Source organism: Mycolicibacterium holsaticum DSM 44478 = JCM 12374, assembly GCF_019645835.1.
Classification (GTDB): Bacteria; Actinomycetota; Actinomycetes; order Mycobacteriales; family Mycobacteriaceae; genus Mycobacterium; species Mycobacterium holsaticum.
In genome coordinates, this window is sequence record NZ_CP080998.1 from 4,383,003 (window position 1) to 4,397,049 (window position 14,047).

At 67.0% G+C, this 14,047-nt stretch carries 18 protein-coding genes and 1 pseudogene; 2 read left to right on the plus strand and 17 right to left on the minus strand.

Annotated elements, in window-relative coordinates; all coding sequences use genetic code 11:
- Positions 1–7: 7 nt before the first annotated feature.
- The 16 genes from K3U96_RS21095 to rpsJ all read right to left on the minus strand — a co-directional run bounded on the left by K3U96_RS21095 (position 8) and on the right by rpsJ (position 10,603).
- A complete protein-coding gene (locus K3U96_RS21095) occupies positions 8–553 on the minus strand; it encodes a methane monooxygenase (RefSeq protein ID WP_220690975.1) in 546 nt (181 codons plus the stop codon).
- A complete protein-coding gene (locus tag K3U96_RS21100) occupies positions 550–1,578 on the minus strand; it encodes a 2Fe-2S iron-sulfur cluster binding domain-containing protein (RefSeq protein WP_220690976.1) in 1,029 nt (342 codons plus the stop codon). Before K3U96_RS21100 ends, K3U96_RS21095 begins: the two co-directional genes overlap by 4 nt.
- Positions 1,575–1,988: an MmoB/DmpM family protein gene (locus K3U96_RS21105; RefSeq protein WP_069407585.1), complete on the minus strand. Its 414-nt coding sequence runs from the start codon at positions 1,986–1,988 to the stop codon at positions 1,575–1,577. The genes K3U96_RS21100 and K3U96_RS21105 overlap by 4 nt, the downstream gene beginning before the upstream one ends.
- Positions 1,985–3,136, minus strand: a complete 1,152-nt coding sequence (locus tag K3U96_RS21110) for a ferritin family protein (protein WP_220690977.1) — start codon at positions 3,134–3,136, stop codon at positions 1,985–1,987. Before K3U96_RS21110 ends, K3U96_RS21105 begins: the two co-directional genes overlap by 4 nt.
- 6 nt (positions 3,137–3,142) lie before the next feature.
- On the minus strand, positions 3,143–4,741 hold the full coding sequence (locus K3U96_RS21115; protein WP_220690978.1) for a ferritin family protein: 1,599 nt from the start codon (positions 4,739–4,741) through the stop codon (positions 3,143–3,145).
- A 261-nt stretch (positions 4,742–5,002) separates the two neighbouring features.
- Complete coding sequence (rpsQ, locus tag K3U96_RS21120; protein ID WP_069407588.1) at positions 5,003–5,317, minus strand: 30S ribosomal protein S17; 315 nt, start codon at positions 5,315–5,317, stop codon at positions 5,003–5,005.
- Positions 5,317–5,550 carry a 50S ribosomal protein L29 gene (rpmC, locus tag K3U96_RS21125; protein ID WP_064345597.1) on the minus strand — a complete coding sequence of 78 codons (234 nt, stop codon included), beginning with the start codon at positions 5,548–5,550 and terminating at the stop codon, positions 5,317–5,319. The genes rpsQ and rpmC overlap by 1 nt, the downstream gene beginning before the upstream one ends.
- Complete coding sequence (rplP, locus tag K3U96_RS21130) at positions 5,550–5,966, minus strand: 50S ribosomal protein L16 (RefSeq protein WP_046753689.1); 417 nt, start codon at positions 5,964–5,966, stop codon at positions 5,550–5,552. Before rplP ends, rpmC begins: the two co-directional genes overlap by 1 nt.
- Before the next feature lie 2 nt (positions 5,967–5,968).
- Positions 5,969–6,835, minus strand: coding sequence for a 30S ribosomal protein S3 (gene rpsC / locus K3U96_RS21135; protein ID WP_220690979.1), 867 nt, complete (start codon positions 6,833–6,835; stop codon positions 5,969–5,971).
- The gene (rplV, locus tag K3U96_RS21140; protein WP_220690980.1) at positions 6,835–7,470 is read right to left on the minus strand and encodes a 50S ribosomal protein L22; all 636 of its coding nucleotides are present in this window, start codon (positions 7,468–7,470) and stop codon (positions 6,835–6,837) included. The genes rpsC and rplV overlap by 1 nt, the downstream gene beginning before the upstream one ends.
- Before the next feature lie 28 nt (positions 7,471–7,498).
- Positions 7,499–7,780, minus strand: a complete 282-nt coding sequence (gene rpsS / locus K3U96_RS21145) for a 30S ribosomal protein S19 (RefSeq protein ID WP_069406107.1) — start codon at positions 7,778–7,780, stop codon at positions 7,499–7,501.
- Between the two features lie 20 nt (positions 7,781–7,800).
- Positions 7,801–8,643, minus strand: coding sequence for a 50S ribosomal protein L2 (rplB, locus tag K3U96_RS21150; RefSeq protein ID WP_069406106.1), 843 nt, complete (start codon positions 8,641–8,643; stop codon positions 7,801–7,803).
- Between the two features lie 28 nt (positions 8,644–8,671).
- Positions 8,672–8,974 (minus strand): 50S ribosomal protein L23, encoded by a 303-nt coding sequence (gene rplW, locus K3U96_RS21155; protein ID WP_069406105.1) that lies wholly within the window; start codon positions 8,972–8,974, stop codon positions 8,672–8,674.
- Positions 8,974–9,630, minus strand: a complete 657-nt coding sequence (gene rplD, locus K3U96_RS21160; protein ID WP_069406104.1) for a 50S ribosomal protein L4 — start codon at positions 9,628–9,630, stop codon at positions 8,974–8,976. Before rplD ends, rplW begins: the two co-directional genes overlap by 1 nt.
- Before the next feature lie 2 nt (positions 9,631–9,632).
- Entirely contained in the window at positions 9,633–10,283 is a 651-nt protein-coding gene (rplC, locus tag K3U96_RS21165; protein ID WP_069406103.1) for a 50S ribosomal protein L3, read from the minus strand.
- Positions 10,284–10,297: 14 nt separating this feature from the next.
- The gene (rpsJ, locus tag K3U96_RS21170) at positions 10,298–10,603 is read right to left on the minus strand and encodes a 30S ribosomal protein S10 (protein ID WP_003883485.1); all 306 of its coding nucleotides are present in this window, start codon (positions 10,601–10,603) and stop codon (positions 10,298–10,300) included.
- A 32-nt stretch (positions 10,604–10,635) separates the two neighbouring features.
- Here rpsJ and K3U96_RS27225 point away from each other — a divergent pair.
- Positions 10,636–10,871 (plus strand): annotated as a pseudogene (locus K3U96_RS27225) (hypothetical protein); the annotation flags it as partial.
- Positions 10,872–11,101: 230 nt separating this feature from the next.
- On the opposite strand, the gene K3U96_RS21175 reads toward K3U96_RS27225, so the two are convergent.
- Positions 11,102–12,688: a carboxylesterase/lipase family protein gene (locus tag K3U96_RS21175; protein WP_220690981.1), complete on the minus strand. Its 1,587-nt coding sequence runs from the start codon at positions 12,686–12,688 to the stop codon at positions 11,102–11,104.
- A gap of 84 nt (positions 12,689–12,772) precedes the next feature.
- Between K3U96_RS21175 and K3U96_RS21180 the strand changes: the two genes are divergently transcribed.
- The gene (locus tag K3U96_RS21180; protein ID WP_069406101.1) at positions 12,773–14,023 is read left to right on the plus strand and encodes a cytochrome P450; all 1,251 of its coding nucleotides are present in this window, start codon (positions 12,773–12,775) and stop codon (positions 14,021–14,023) included.
- Positions 14,024–14,047: the final 24 nt, after the last annotated feature.

Consider the following 14,047-nt stretch of genomic DNA (forward strand, 5'->3'; position numbering starts at 1 on the left):
TTGGTTACTACTGGGCGGTGTCTGGTTCGGCGACGACAACGGCGTCGCGCCTGGCGCGCAGCTCGGCCAGCGGCTCGTCGTACCAGCCCTTGGTGCGGCGGCGGATGAGCAGCTCGACGAGTTCGGTTTCGGTGCGCATGAACGGCACGGTCGGAATCACCGGGGGCTTGTAGCGCCGCCGGAACGTGGCGATTGCTGTCTCCAGCGCCGCGACGTCGGCCGCGGCCCGGGCCTGCGCGAGCGCCGCTTCACACACCGCGGTGATCGGTTCTCCGGTCAGCGCGGTGGTGTCGATGTACTCACCGGACAGTTCGGCGAAGTGCAGCACCGCCACCTTGTCCTCGATGCGGGCCTCGATCCACAGGAAGTCGGCCTCTTCGAGCGGGTTGCCCGTCCGGGCGTCGCGCCAGCCGGTCAGCAGCCCGAGAGCCTGGCCGAGGGCGGCCACCTCGGCGAGGCGGTCGGTCCATTGCTTGCGCAACGACTGGTCACCGAAGGGTGGATATTCGGTGCGCGGGGCCGCCCCGGCGGCGGCCTTGATGGCGCGCGTCACGGCTGATCGTCTCCCGTCTCGAGGAATCGCTCGGCGTGGATGTGCTCGCGGGCCACTCCGCCGGCGAGCAGCCGCTGTTCGGCGGCGGCGATCATGGCCGCCGGGCCGCACAGGTAGTACGGCCGTGCCGGGTCGATCGGATCCAGCTGATCGGTCACCAGACCCGTTGGGCCTGTCCAGCTCTCGGTGGGGTGCTCGACCGTGACCACCACATCGAGGTGGGGCAGTGCGCGCCGCAGGGAGGCCAATTCGTCGAGGGCGAACAGGTCCGAGTCCCGCGCCGCGCCGAACACCACCTGCGCCTGGGTGCTGGGAGCGGTGGTGGCCAGGGACCGCAGAATCGCCAGCACCGGAGCCAGCCCCGTTCCACCCGCCACGAATACCGGCTTGGGGTCGTCGCGAAACACGAACTGTCCGTAGGGACCCCGAAGCCGGACCGGCTCCCCCAGCGCCCGGCCGGCGGCGAGGTGACCGGAGAACTGGCCGTCGGCAAGCAACCGGATCAAAAACTCGAGCTCTCGACTGCCGTCGGGGGCGTTGGCCATCGAGTAGGCCCGGGTGGCGCCGATCGCGGGCAGGGTGACCTGCAGGTACTGGCCCGGGTCCCAGTCGAATGGATCTTGGGCGGCGTTGGTGCGCACCGTGATCCGAGCCACCGTCGCGCTGACGCGGTCGACCGCGACGATCTGACCGTTTCGGGTGCCGTCTTCGTAGCGGCCCACCCGGTCGGCGGGATAGTCGAAGTCGATCTCGAGGTCGCTGGACGGCCGCAGCCGGCAGGCCAGGATATGGCCGTCGTCCTCCTCGGCGTCCGTGAGGGCATGCGGGCTGTGCGGCAACAACTGGTCGTAGTCGCCGTCGACCAGGAACCCGCGGCACGTTGCGCAACTACCCTCTCGACAGTCGCTGAGCAGCAGATGACCTTGGCGCAGCGCCGCGGTGATGACGTCTTCGTCTGCGCGGCAGCCGATGTCGATGCGGTCGGCGCCTTCGAAGGTCAGCGCCACCTTGAATTCGGCGCTCACCGCGGCACCTCCCGCTCCCAGCCGATGAGGTCGGTGGTGATCGCAAAGACATTGCCGTTCACGTAGGCCCGCCCGATCGTGGTCGAGACGTTTACCAGCAGGTCGTACACGGAGAACGGCCGGCCGAGCAGTTCACCGATTTCGTCGGCGTCGATCTCGAACCCCTCCAGGCAGTCGATGCGGTAGAACGTGCCGCAGTCCTCGACGACGAAGCTGGGATCGTCTTCGTAACGTTCTTCGAGCCACTCCACCGTGGCCTCGATCTCGTCGGCCTTGGTCAGTGCCAGCACGACGCGGCGGGACTCCACCACGCCGTTCTCGCCGTACATGTCGGCGCGGAGCTGGTCGACGTCGACGGCGGCGACGCGCCGATCGACCGACGCGTGGTGCGGGTTGAGCGCGTCGGTCATCGCGCTGCTCCGACCGTCGTCCGCTCGTCGTAGAGCTTGAGCAGATCTGCTGCCGTCAACTCCGAATTCCAGAGCGGGGCCACCTCGCGGCCCCAGTCGCCCGCGGCCGTCTCGAAGATCTGCCGTGCCGACCGGCCCCCGGTCGCGGCCGCGTCGAACAGCGTCGCGACGTCGGCGACGGCGGCCACCGCGCGCGGCAGCCACCGTTGCGTCCACCAGGCCATCAGCTGGCGGTTGTAGGCGCCGAACTCGGGATCCCTGCCGAGGATTCGGTCGAACAGCTCGTTGCTCCAGGTGTGGGCGGCCTCCGCGGAGCGCAGCGAAGGCCAGAGCACCTGCGGGGTCAGATGATCGCCGTGCAGGGGCGCCAACCGGTAGAAGAAGTCCTGGCGTACGAAGCGACCGAACAGCGGCTCATAGATCAGGGCCAGCGCGAACACCACCTCGATGTGGTCGTAACCGTCGCGCCAAAGATGTTCGACGAACGTGCGCGCACCCGCGTACGACGGATGGCTCAGCCACATCCGCCTGGCCGGTTCCAGGTCGGTGATCGACTCGGCGACGACCTGGCCGAGATATACCTTTTCGGCCTGGATCTGCTGGGCGCTGTCGAGGTAGTCCAGCGCCCAGTTCACGATGGCCACCCTGAGCGTGTCGACAAGGCTGTCGCGCATGCCCGACGTCAACGCCATGAACACGCCGTAGTCGTGCAACACCATCGCGCCGAGTTGTTCCGCGATGACGGTGTTGAGCCATGCCTGATCGGCGCCGCGCAGCAACGCCTGGCTGGCCGAGCTGTTGAACAACCTGCCGGCGCTGCGCCACTGGTCGGCCTTCTCGGCGACATATGGCTTCTGCCAGCGGCCTTCGGGGTCGCGGAACGCGAACCAGTCGGTGCACCGCGCCTCGGTGAAGTAGTTCTCCCATGCGCCGCGGCCACCGGGAAATCGAGTGGACCATCCGCCGACGCCGATCCCGCCCCGGATCCAGTCGGGGTTGGGCTGGGCGTAGAGCGTGACCTGTTCGTACTCCGAGAGGCGCCGACGGTACGGGTTGGCGAAATAGACCGCGGTGCGCCGTGTCTCGATCGGCTCACGCTCGAGGTCGTGCTCGGGGTTGAGCAGACTGCGCCGATAGGTGTTGGCCACCGCCGGTCAGCCCTTCTCGAAGCTGACGCCGGCAACGTGCGGGTCGCGAACGACGATGCGCGTTGCGGCCAGATCGTCCAGGGTCCACAGCCAGTCGCTTCTCAGGTGCGGCTGAGCCACCAGCGTGCGGCCGTCACTGCGCACACCACCGGTGGCGCGGACGATCTCCGACAACTCCCAGCCGTCGAAGATCTCCAGGAAGTTCTGTCCGGTGTAGCGTTCCGGCTCCTGCAGGTACATCCGTTCGCACCAGTCCGAGCACAGCGCGTGCTTGCGGCCGCCGTACTCGATGATGCGCCGCTGTACCGACCCGGTGCTCTGCGGGGGCTGCGGGGTCAGCCCGAGCAGCGGCGACTGGCACACCCGGCAGATGTGCAGCACCTTGCCGAGCTCGATGAGGTGCTCGACGGGACTGGTCCGGTTCGCCGGGTCCTCGACACCAATCTCCTTCCAACGGTCGAAGATTCGGCCACTCGAGCTGTACCAACCCGGGTAGTGGCGCTCGAACCATTCCTTGTCGGTGTCGTTGGGCAGCTCGATCCGGTACCCGATGAACGGCCACAGCGCGTATGCCACCGCGAACGCGTCGTGGTGCGCCCAGTAGGCATCGCGGCTGGCATCGGCGAGGTTCCTCGGCGCCTCGAGGCCGAACTTGGAGAACCGGCCCATCCAGATGCCGCCCCAGTCCTCGATCACCCAATCGTTCCAGGTCTGCGCCCACGGTGCGGCCCGGTTGACCGCGCCGTACTCGAACGTGCGCCCGACCATGGAGCTGAACCCGCGGTGCTGAATCCAGAACGCGTTCTCCAGGTCAGTCTGCAGGTACTGCATGTTGTGGTCGTTCTCGATGACCGAGACGATCGTCTGATACCCGTTCGCCATGTGGCGCAGCTCATCTGACTGGATAGACAGGAACACCGTCGGGGTGACCTCGTCGCCGTTGGCGGCGGCCCATTCGGTCATGGCCACCACCAGCGGATTGGTGAAGCACGCCTCGGCGACCATCTGCAGGTTCAGTGAGATCAGTACCGGGTCGCCGGACACGAACGTCTCGCATGCCTGCTGGCGGTTGCTCCAGAACAGCGGGTTGCCGTGCCGGTGACCGCGTGAACCGGTGAACCCGGCGGGGTCGTAGTACTGGGATGCGAAGTACTTCTTCAGGTAACCAAGCTGATTCGTGTGCCGCACCTCGTCCTCGACCTGGGCGAGGTAGCCGTTGCGCTGTTCGGGTGAGACCACGGCGTCCAACAGCATGGCCGAACCCCCGATCGACGAGTACTCGCCGAGTTCGAGGAACGTGGTGACGAACTTCATCGCCTCGGCCCACCGGGGCTCGATGCGGCTGCCGGCTTGCAGGCGGGCCAGGCTGTCCAGCAGCGAACCGTACTGCCGGTCGTCCTTTTCGGTCTCCATCCGGCAGTACTCACCGACGATCAGCTTGAACTGTTCACGCGTTCCGCCGTCGAACTCGTACTTGGTCGGGTATTTGGAGCGACCGTCGGGAACTTCCCATCCCATGTCCTGAATCCAGCGGTGAACGTCCTGCGCGCCCACCTTGACCTCACGCGGGGTGGGCACCCTCAATCCACCGGGAATGACAGTCATCAACGCTCCTAGCTTGGGACGGCGACGTAACCAGAGCGACGTTAGGCAGCAAGCGGTCGCACGGTAATCGTTTGATTCGTCATGAACCGAACCGGCCGTCCAAGTGGCGCGTTTCTGCCCGGTGCGGGAAGATTGTCGGTTTCGTTACGCGAGGCGGCAGAAGGTGAGCGTCAACCCGACACCTCGGAGCGCGAAAAGCCCCCGCACACCGTGGTGCCGGGGGCTGTCGCAGTCGTCCAGCGCGCGCTGGACGTTATGTGGTTATTTGGCCTTCTCGAGGATCTCGACCAGCCGCCAGCGCTTGGTGGCCGACAGCGGACGGGTCTCCATCAGCGAGACGCGGTCGCCGATGCCGGCGTCGCCGTTCTCGTCGTGCGCCTTGACCTTCTTGGTGGTGCGGATGATCTTGCCGTAGAGCGGGTGGCTCTTACGGTCTTCCAGCTCGACCACGATCGTCTTCTGCATCTTGTCGCTCACCACGTAACCGATGGCGGTCTTGCGGCGCCCGCGCTGCTCTTCGGCGCGCGGAGTGCGCTTGGGCCCCTTGGGCTTTGCCTGGTCTTGTTTGGAAGCCATCACGAATCCTCACCTACGGGCCCGGAAGCCAGGCCCAACTCACGTTCGCGCAGCACGGTGTACACCCGCGCGATCTCTTGACGCACCGTGCGAAGCCGCCGGTTGTTGCTCAGTTGGCCGGTCGCCATCTGGAAGCGCAGGTTGAACAGCTCTTCCTTGGACTCGCGCAACCGCTCCTTGAGTTCGTCGTCGGTCAGTTCGCGCAGTTCGCCCGGCGTCACTCCCACAGCCATCAGAAGTGCTCCTCTCGGGTAACGATGCGGGCCTTGATCGGCAACTTGTGGATCGCACGGGTCAGTGCGGCCCGCGCGGTTTCTTCGTCGGGGTAGCTCAACTCGAACAGCACCCGGCCCGGCTTGACGTTGGCCACCCACCACTCCGGTGAACCCTTACCCGAACCCATGCGGGTCTCGGCGGGCTTCTTGGTCAGCGGACGGTCCGGGAAGATGTTGATCCACACCTTGCCGCCACGCTTGATGTGCCGGTTGATGGCGATACGAGCGGACTCGATCTGCCGGTTGGTGATGTAGGCGTGCTCCAGTGCCTGGATGCCGTAGTCACCGAAGCTCACCGTGGTGCCGCCGCTGGCGAGACCGCGTTGCCTCGGATGATGTTGCTTGCGGTGCTTGACCTTACGAGGGATCAGCATTGTCAGCTCTCCGTGTTCTCAGTCGTCGTCTCCGCGGCGGCACCGGCAGCGGCTGAGGTGTCTGCCGCCGAAGCTGGAGCTTCGGCCACCGCAGGCGCGGCTTCGGCGCCGGTAGCGGCGCGACCGGCTTCGGTGCCTGTCGCGGTGGTACCCGACGCACCGCTACGGCGCGGCCGGGTTCCCGTCGGACGCTCGCGGCGGGGCCGCTCCGAGGGCGGGGCCACCGCCAACTCGCGCTTACCGCCGACGATGTCGCCCTTGTAGATCCACACCTTCACGCCGATACGGCCGAACGTCGTCTTCGCCTCGTACAGGCCGTAGTCGATGTCGGCGCGCAGCGTGTGCAGCGGCACCCGGCCCTCGCGGTAGAACTCCGAACGGCTCATCTCGGCGCCGCCGAGACGGCCCGAGCACTGCACGCGGATGCCCTTGACGTTGGGCTGGCGCATCGCGGACTGGATGGCCTTGCGCATGGCGCGACGGAACGCGACACGGTTGCTCAGCTGTTCGGCGACACCCTGGGCCACCAACTGCGCCACCGACTCCGGGTTCTTCACCTCGAGGATGTTGAGCTGAACCTGCTTTCCGGTCAGCTTCTCCAGGTCCGCGCGGATGCGGTCGGCCTCGGTGCCGCGGCGGCCGATCACGATGCCCGGCCGGGCGGTGTGGATGTCGACGCGTACCCGGTCGCGGGTCCGCTCGATCTCCACGTCGGCGATACCTGCGCGCTCGAGGCCGGTGGCCAGGAGCCGGCGGATCGCAACGTCTTCCTTGACGTAGTCCTTGTACTGCTTGTCTGCATACCACCGGGACTTCCAGTCGGTGGTGATACCGAGCCGGAAGCCGTGGGGATTGATTTTCTGGCCCACTACTCCGAGCCCTCCTTCGCGTCGGACGCTTCAGCAGTCTTCTTCGCGGCGGCCTTCTTGGCCGGCGCCTTCTCAGCGGTCGCCTTGGCGGCGGTCGCCTTGGCGGCGGTCGCCTTCTTCGCAGGTGCCTTCTTGGCCGGCGCCTTCTCAGCGGTCGCCTTCTCGGCGGTCGCCTTCTTGGCAGGTGCCTTCTTGGCGGCGGCAGCCTTGCTGCCCTGCGCCCGGCGGGCACGCGACGCGCTGGCCGAACGACCGCCACCGCGCTCATCGTCGCGACTTGCCCGGCTTTCCAGGATCACGGTGATGTGGCTGGTGCGCTTGCGGATCCGGAACGCACGACCCTGCGCGCGCGGCCGGATGCGCTTGGCCGTCGGACCTTCGTCGGCGTGGATGGTGGCCACCACGAGGGTGGACGGGTCCAGGCCTTCGTTGTTCTGCGCGTTGGCGGCTGCGCTGGCGATCACCTTGGCGACCGGCTCACTGGCGGCCTGCGGTGCCCACCGCAGGATGTCCAGCGCGTCGGCCACTGGCTTACCGCGCACCAGGTCGATGACCCGGCGCGCCTTCGTCGGCGAGACGCGCACAAAACGCGCCTTGGCGACGGCGGTCGGATATTCAGTCGTCGTAGTACTCATCTAGGCCCTTTGCTCTTCGCGCAAGCGCTCATCGCCGCTTAGCCTTCCGGTCGTCTTTGATGTGACCCTTGAACGTGCGGGTGGGTGCGAATTCGCCGAGCTTGTGCCCGACCATCGACTCGGTGACGAACACCGGCACGTGCTTGCGGCCGTCGTGCACCGCGAAGGTGTGCCCGATGAAGTCGGGGATGATCGTCGACCGGCGCGACCAGGTCTTGATGACCTGCTTGGTGTTCTTCTCGTTCTGCGCGTCGACCTTCTTGAGCAGATGGTCGTCGACGAACGGACCTTTTTTCAGGCTGCGTGGCATCGTTTGTCTCCTGGCTACGTCTACCGATGGTGCTTCTTGCCGGTGCGACGGCGTCGGACGATGAGCTGGTCGCTTGGCTTGTTGGGCTTGCGGGTACGGCCCTCGGGCTTACCCCACGGGCTGACCGGGTGGCGGCCGCCGGAGGTCTTACCCTCACCGCCGCCGTGCGGATGGTCGACCGGGTTCATCACGACACCGCGGACGCTGGGCCGCTTGCCCTTCCACCGCATCCGGCCGGCCTTGCCCCAGTTGATGTTGGCCTGCTCGGCATTGCCGACCTCGCCGACGGTGGCGCGGCAGCGCACGTCGACGCGGCGGATCTCACCGGACGGCATACGCAGTGAGGCGTAGGTGCCCTCCTTGCCCAGCAGCTGGATGCTCGCGCCGGCCGAGCGGGCCATCTTGGCGCCGCCGCCGGGGCGCAGCTCCACCGCGTGCACGATGGTGCCCGCGGGGATGTTGCGCAGCGGCAGGCAGTTACCGGGCTTGATGTCGGCATTGGGACCCGACTCGACGACGTCGCCCTGCGAGAGACCCTGCGGCGCAATGATGTAGCGCTTCTCGCCGTCGAAGTAGTGCAGCAGCGCGATGTTGGCCGTGCGGTTCGGGTCGTACTCGATGTGCGCGACCTTGGCGTTGACGCCGTCTTTGTCGTGGCGACGGAAGTCGATCACCCGGTAGGCGCGCTTGTGCCCGCCGCCCTTGTGCCGCGTGGTGATCCGGCCGTGCGCGTTGCGCCCGCCCTTACCGTGCAGCGGGCGGATTAGCGACTTCTCCGGATGGTCGCGAGTGATCTCGGCGAAGTCGGAGACGCTGGCACCGCGACGACCCGGGGTCGTCGGCTTGTACTTGCGAATTGCCATGTTTCTCTAGGTCTCTCTGATCCCCGGACTAGGCCGGTGCTCCGAACAGGTCGATGGGCTTGCTCCCCGCGGCCAGCGTGACGATGGCGCGCTTGGTGTTCTTGCGCTTGCCGTAGCCGGTGCGGGTGCGCTTGCGCTTGCCCTGCCGGTTGGCGGTGTTCACCGACGCGACCTTGACCTTGAAGATCTTCTCGATCGCGATCTTGATCTGGGTCTTGTTCGAATCCGGGTGGACGATGAACGTGTACACGTTGTCCTCGATGAGCCCGTAGGACTTCTCCGAGATGACCGGGGACAAGATGATGTCGCGGGGGTCAGTGACGGTCGCCATCAGGCCGACACCTCCTCATTGCTGTTCGAGCTGATGTACGCGTTGAGCGCCTCGACGCTGAACACCACGTCGTCGGCCTTCAACACGTCGTAGGTGTTGAGCTGGTCCGGCGAAATCACGTGGACGCCAGGCAGATTGCGCACGCTCTTGGCGCCCGTCTCATCGGTGCGCCCGATCACGACGAGCACCTGCTTGCGGTCGGTGAGGGTGGCCAAGAACTTCTTGGCGCCCTTGGTCGACGGCGTCTGGCCCTCGACCAACTCGGTGACCGCGTGGATACGGCCGTTGCGGGCCCGGTCCGACAGCGCGCTGCGCAGTGCGGCGGCGATCATCTTCTTCGGGGTGCGCTGGCTGTAGTCACGCGGTTTGGGGCCGTGCACGATGCCGCCGCCGGTGAACTGCGGTGCCCGGATCGAACCCTGGCGGGCGCGGCCGGTGCCCTTCTGCCGGTACGGCTTCTTGCCACCGCCGCGGACCTCGGCGCGGGTCTTGGTCGAGTGCGTGCCCTGGCGGGCCGCGGCCTGCTGCGCGGTCACCACCTGGTGCATCAATGCGATGTTGGCGTCGACGTCGAACAGCGCGGCGGGCAGCTCGATCGAGCCGTCCGTCTTGCCGCCCGGGGTGTGGACGTCAATCTTGAGGGTGTTGGCAGCCATGTCTACTTCTCGCCTCGCTTGATTGCGCTGCGGACCATCACCAGACCGCCGTTGCGGCCGGGGATGGCGCCCTTGATCAACAGCACGCCGTTTGCGGCATCGACCTTGTGCACCAACAGGTTCTGCGTGGTGACACGGTCATTGCCCATCCGGCCCGCCATCCGGGTGCCCTTGAACACCCGGCCCGGCGTCGCGCAGCCGCCGATGGAACCGGGACGGCGGTGCACCGCCTGGGCGCCGTGGCTGGCGCCCTGGCCGGAAAAACCGTGGCGCTTCATCGTGCCCGCGAAGCCCTTGCCCTTGCTGGTGCCCGTCACGTCGACGTAGCTGCCGTCGCTGAAGATCTCGGCGGTCAACTCCTGGCCGACCTCGTACTCACCGGCGGCGTCGTCGTCGAGCCGCAGCTCGGCGAGATGGCGGCGCGGGTTGACGCCCGCGGCGTCGTACTGCCCCTTCAGCGGCTTGGTCACCTTGCGCGGGTTGATCTCACCGTAGGCCAGCTGCACGGCGCTGTAGCCGTCGCGCTCGGCGGTGCGGATACGCGTGACGACGTTGGGGCCGGCCTTGACGACCGTCACCGGCACGACCCTGTTGTTCTCGTCGAACACCTGCGTCATGCCCAGCTTGGTGCCCAGAATGCCTCTCCTAGCCATTTCTCTGGAATCTCCTACTGGATGTTGACGTCAACACTGGCCGGCAGATCGATGCGCATGAGCGCGTCGACCGTCTTCGGCGTCGGGTCGAGGATGTCGATCAGTCGCTTGTGTGTGCGCATCTCGAAGTGCTCCCGCGAGTCCTTGTACTTATGCGGTGAGCGGATGACGCAGTACACATTCTTCTCGGTCGGCAGCGGCACCGGGCCGACCACGCTGGCGCCCGTGCGGGTGACCGTCTCGACGATCTTGCGCGCCGAGGCGTCGATCGCCTCATGGTCGTAGGCCTTGAGCCTGATGCGGATCTTCTGTCCCGCCACGCTTCTCCTACCTCACTACTAACGGGCCCCTGATGGGCCTGGTCTGCAAGCCGCACGCCGAGATCAACCCGGTCGCGCGGCCAAGCCGCCGCTGTTTTCCTGTCTATGGTTCACCGACCCCCGCGCTCGGGTGTGTCGCCCTCGCGCATACTCTCCCGCGTCGGAATCCGCCGCGATCGAGATTGGGACCGGACGCGCCCGCTTGGGACGCTGGTCGTATGCCCCGCCAGGTGCGAACCTGGCTCAAGGCAACCCGAACAGTATGCCCTAGATCCGGGCCTCGGCCAAATTCGTCCACAGCTCCGCCCCAAGGGACAAACGGGCGAGAAAGTGCGAGTAGATCGCGCCATTACGTCGCTCTCGGCGCGGTCCAGACCAGGCTACCCAGTCCGAACCGAGAACCCGGCCAACTTACCGCCGAGTAAGATAGCCGGTCATGGCCGCCGGCACGACCATCCGTCATCGACGACGCACTGAGCCAGCCACAGACGACCGGTTTCAGCCCAGGGCCGCCCAGAACGGGCACTGGTGCCGCTCCTCGAAGGTCGTCACGACGCGGTTGCCGCCGGGGTGCAACACCAGGCGCTCACCCGCGTCGCCCAGCTGCGGCCAATCAGAATCGGGTGAGCCGGTCGTGACGAACTCGCTCCAGTAGTCGATCATCTGCTCGGACAGCCGCTGCTGTTGCGCGCTCAGCGGCGGCGCACCGCCGACGTCGAACAGGTAACGCAGCTCCAATGAATGCCCGGCCCCGATTGGAAAAGGCGCCGCCCGCAACGGTTCTGGCGCCGGCGCGTGGGGATCGTCGAACTCGTAGGCGTACACGGGCTGACGATCGGCCAGTGCATCGGCCACCCGGTCGGCCACACACGAGAACACGCCGTCGGTCGCCGCGGCCGAATACGCCAGCGGCACACTGCCTCCGAAGCGCTCGGGTGCATATCGCTGCGCCACCATCCCCGCGTGCCCACCGAACGCTTCGGTGAGCAGCTCGAGATAGTGGGCGGCGTCGATCGGGCGGCCGCGCACGTACTGCAGCGCGGTGAACAGATTGAACTCGTCGGCCGTCGTGCCGATCAACACCGGCACGCGCGCCCCGCGTCCTTCGGCCAGTGCGGTGAGCGGGTCCACCGGAAGCGTCGGCGTTCCTGTCACCGGCCCGCTCAACTGTTCGGTGCCGATGCGGTCGTAGAACACGGCGTGGTCCAGTCTGTCCGGCGGCAGCGCGCGCAGGCACTGCGCGGCGGTGACGGCGTCCGCACAGCCAGCGTCGGCCGCGTACCGCAGGCTGGCGTCACGCGCGGCCGGCAGGCCGTACTGGGCCTGGCACGGTCCGCTTTGGATGATCGCCGCGCGGAACAACCCGGCCGAGCCTGGAGCGACGAGGTGATCGCACACCGCCATGCCGCCGGCGGATTCACCGGCGATCGTGACTTTTTGGGGGTCGCCACCGAATTCGGCGATGTTGTCGCGCACCCACCGCAGCGCCGCCTGCTGGTCCGCGAGGCCGTAGTTGCCGACGGCGGGTCCGTCGCCCAGCGCGGGATGAGCAAGGAAGCCCAGCGCGCCCAGTCGGTAGTTGAGGGTGACGACGACGATCTCGCCGCGGCCGGCCAGCGCGCGCGCGTCGTAGATGTCGCCGCTGCCGTTGGTGAAACCCCCGCCGTGAATCCACACCATCACCGGCCGGAGTTCACCCGACGGCGGTGGGGTCCACACGTTCAACGTCAGGCAGTCCTCGCTGGTGGGACGGCCGTCAACGTCGGTGCTGACGTCCTGGATGCACCGCGGGCCGGGTCGGGTGGCGTCGCGCAGCCCGTCCCAGCCGGGCATGGGCTGCGGCGGTTGCCAGCGCAACGGGCCGACCGGCGCTGCGGCGTAGGGAATTCCGGCGAAGTAGCGGTGGTCGTCGGCGACGGCGCCGCGCACCGACCCCGCGTCTGTCTGCACCACCGCGGGGTCGGCGGGCACCTCGACCACGGCGGTCCCACCCTGGCCGCAGGCGGCCAGCAGCAGCGCCATGACCATCCCCAGGAACCGACGAACCGTTGCCGAGCGCACGTGGTCCGAGACTACTGACACCATCTGGGTGCCAGGGTGGGCTCCGTCACATATACTGGTAACTTGACACCCGTCAAGTCATGTTTGAGGCGCGATGAAGGAGCCTGTATGAGCACGCCGACGATCGATGAGGCCGCCAAGGTACTGGCGGATCCGAAGGCCTACGCCGACGACGCACGGCTACACGCGGCGCTCACCCACCTGCGGGCCAACAACCCGGTGGCCTATGTCGACAACCCGCCGTACCGGCCGTTCTGGGCGATCACCAAGCACGCCGACATCATGGACATCGAGCGCGACAACGAGCTGTGGCTGTCCGAGCCACGACCGCTGCTGGCCACCGCGGAGGCCGACGACCTCGCCAAGGCGCAGCTCGAGGCCGGCATGGGACTGCGCACGCTGATCCACATGGACGATCCGCACCATCGCAAGGTCCGGGCCATCGGCGCAGACTGGTTCCGTCCCAAGGCGATGCGTGACCTGAAGGTCCGCGTGGACGAGCTCGCCAAGCGCTACGTCGACAAGATGCGCGACATCGGCCCGGAATGCGACTTCGTCAACGATATCGCGGCGCATTACCCGCTGTACGTGATCATGTCGCTGCTCGGACTGCCCGAGGAGGACTTTCCCCGCATGCTCCGCCTCACCCAGGAGCTGTTCGGCGGCGACGAGGACGAGTACAAACGCGGCACCACCCCCGAAGAGCAGATGCAGGTGCTGATGGACTTCTTCGACTACTTCAGGAAGTTGACGGAGTCACGCCGGGCGAACCCCACCGACGATCTGGCCTCGGCGATCGCCAACGGCCGCGTCGACGGGGAACTGCTCTCCGACGTCGACTGCCTGTCCTACTACGTGATCGTGGCCACAGCCGGGCACGACACCACCAGCCATGCCATGTCCGGTGGGCTACAGGCGCTGATCGAGAACCCCGATCAGCTCGCCCGGCTGAAGGCCAACCCGGAGCTGATGGGCACCGCGGTGGAGGAGATGATCCGCTGGACCACCCCGGTCAAGGAGTTCATGCGCACCGCCGCAGCCGACACCGAGGTGCGTGGTGTGCCGATCGCCGAAGGCGAATCGGTATATCTGGCATACGTTTCCGGTAACCGGGATGAAGAGGTCTTCGACGAACCGTTCAAGTTCGACGTCGGGCGCGACCCCAACAAACACGTCGCGTTCGGCTACGGGGTGCACTTCTGTCTCGGTGCCGCGCTGGCCCGGATGGAGATCAACAGCCTGTTCACCGAACTGCTCCCCCGCCTGGACTCGATCGAGTTGGCCGGTGAGCCGCAGCTGACGTCGACGGTGTTCGTCGGGGGGCTCAAGCGCCTGCCGGTCCGCTACTCGCTGCGCTGAGCGGACGCCTTCGTCGGCGCGCAG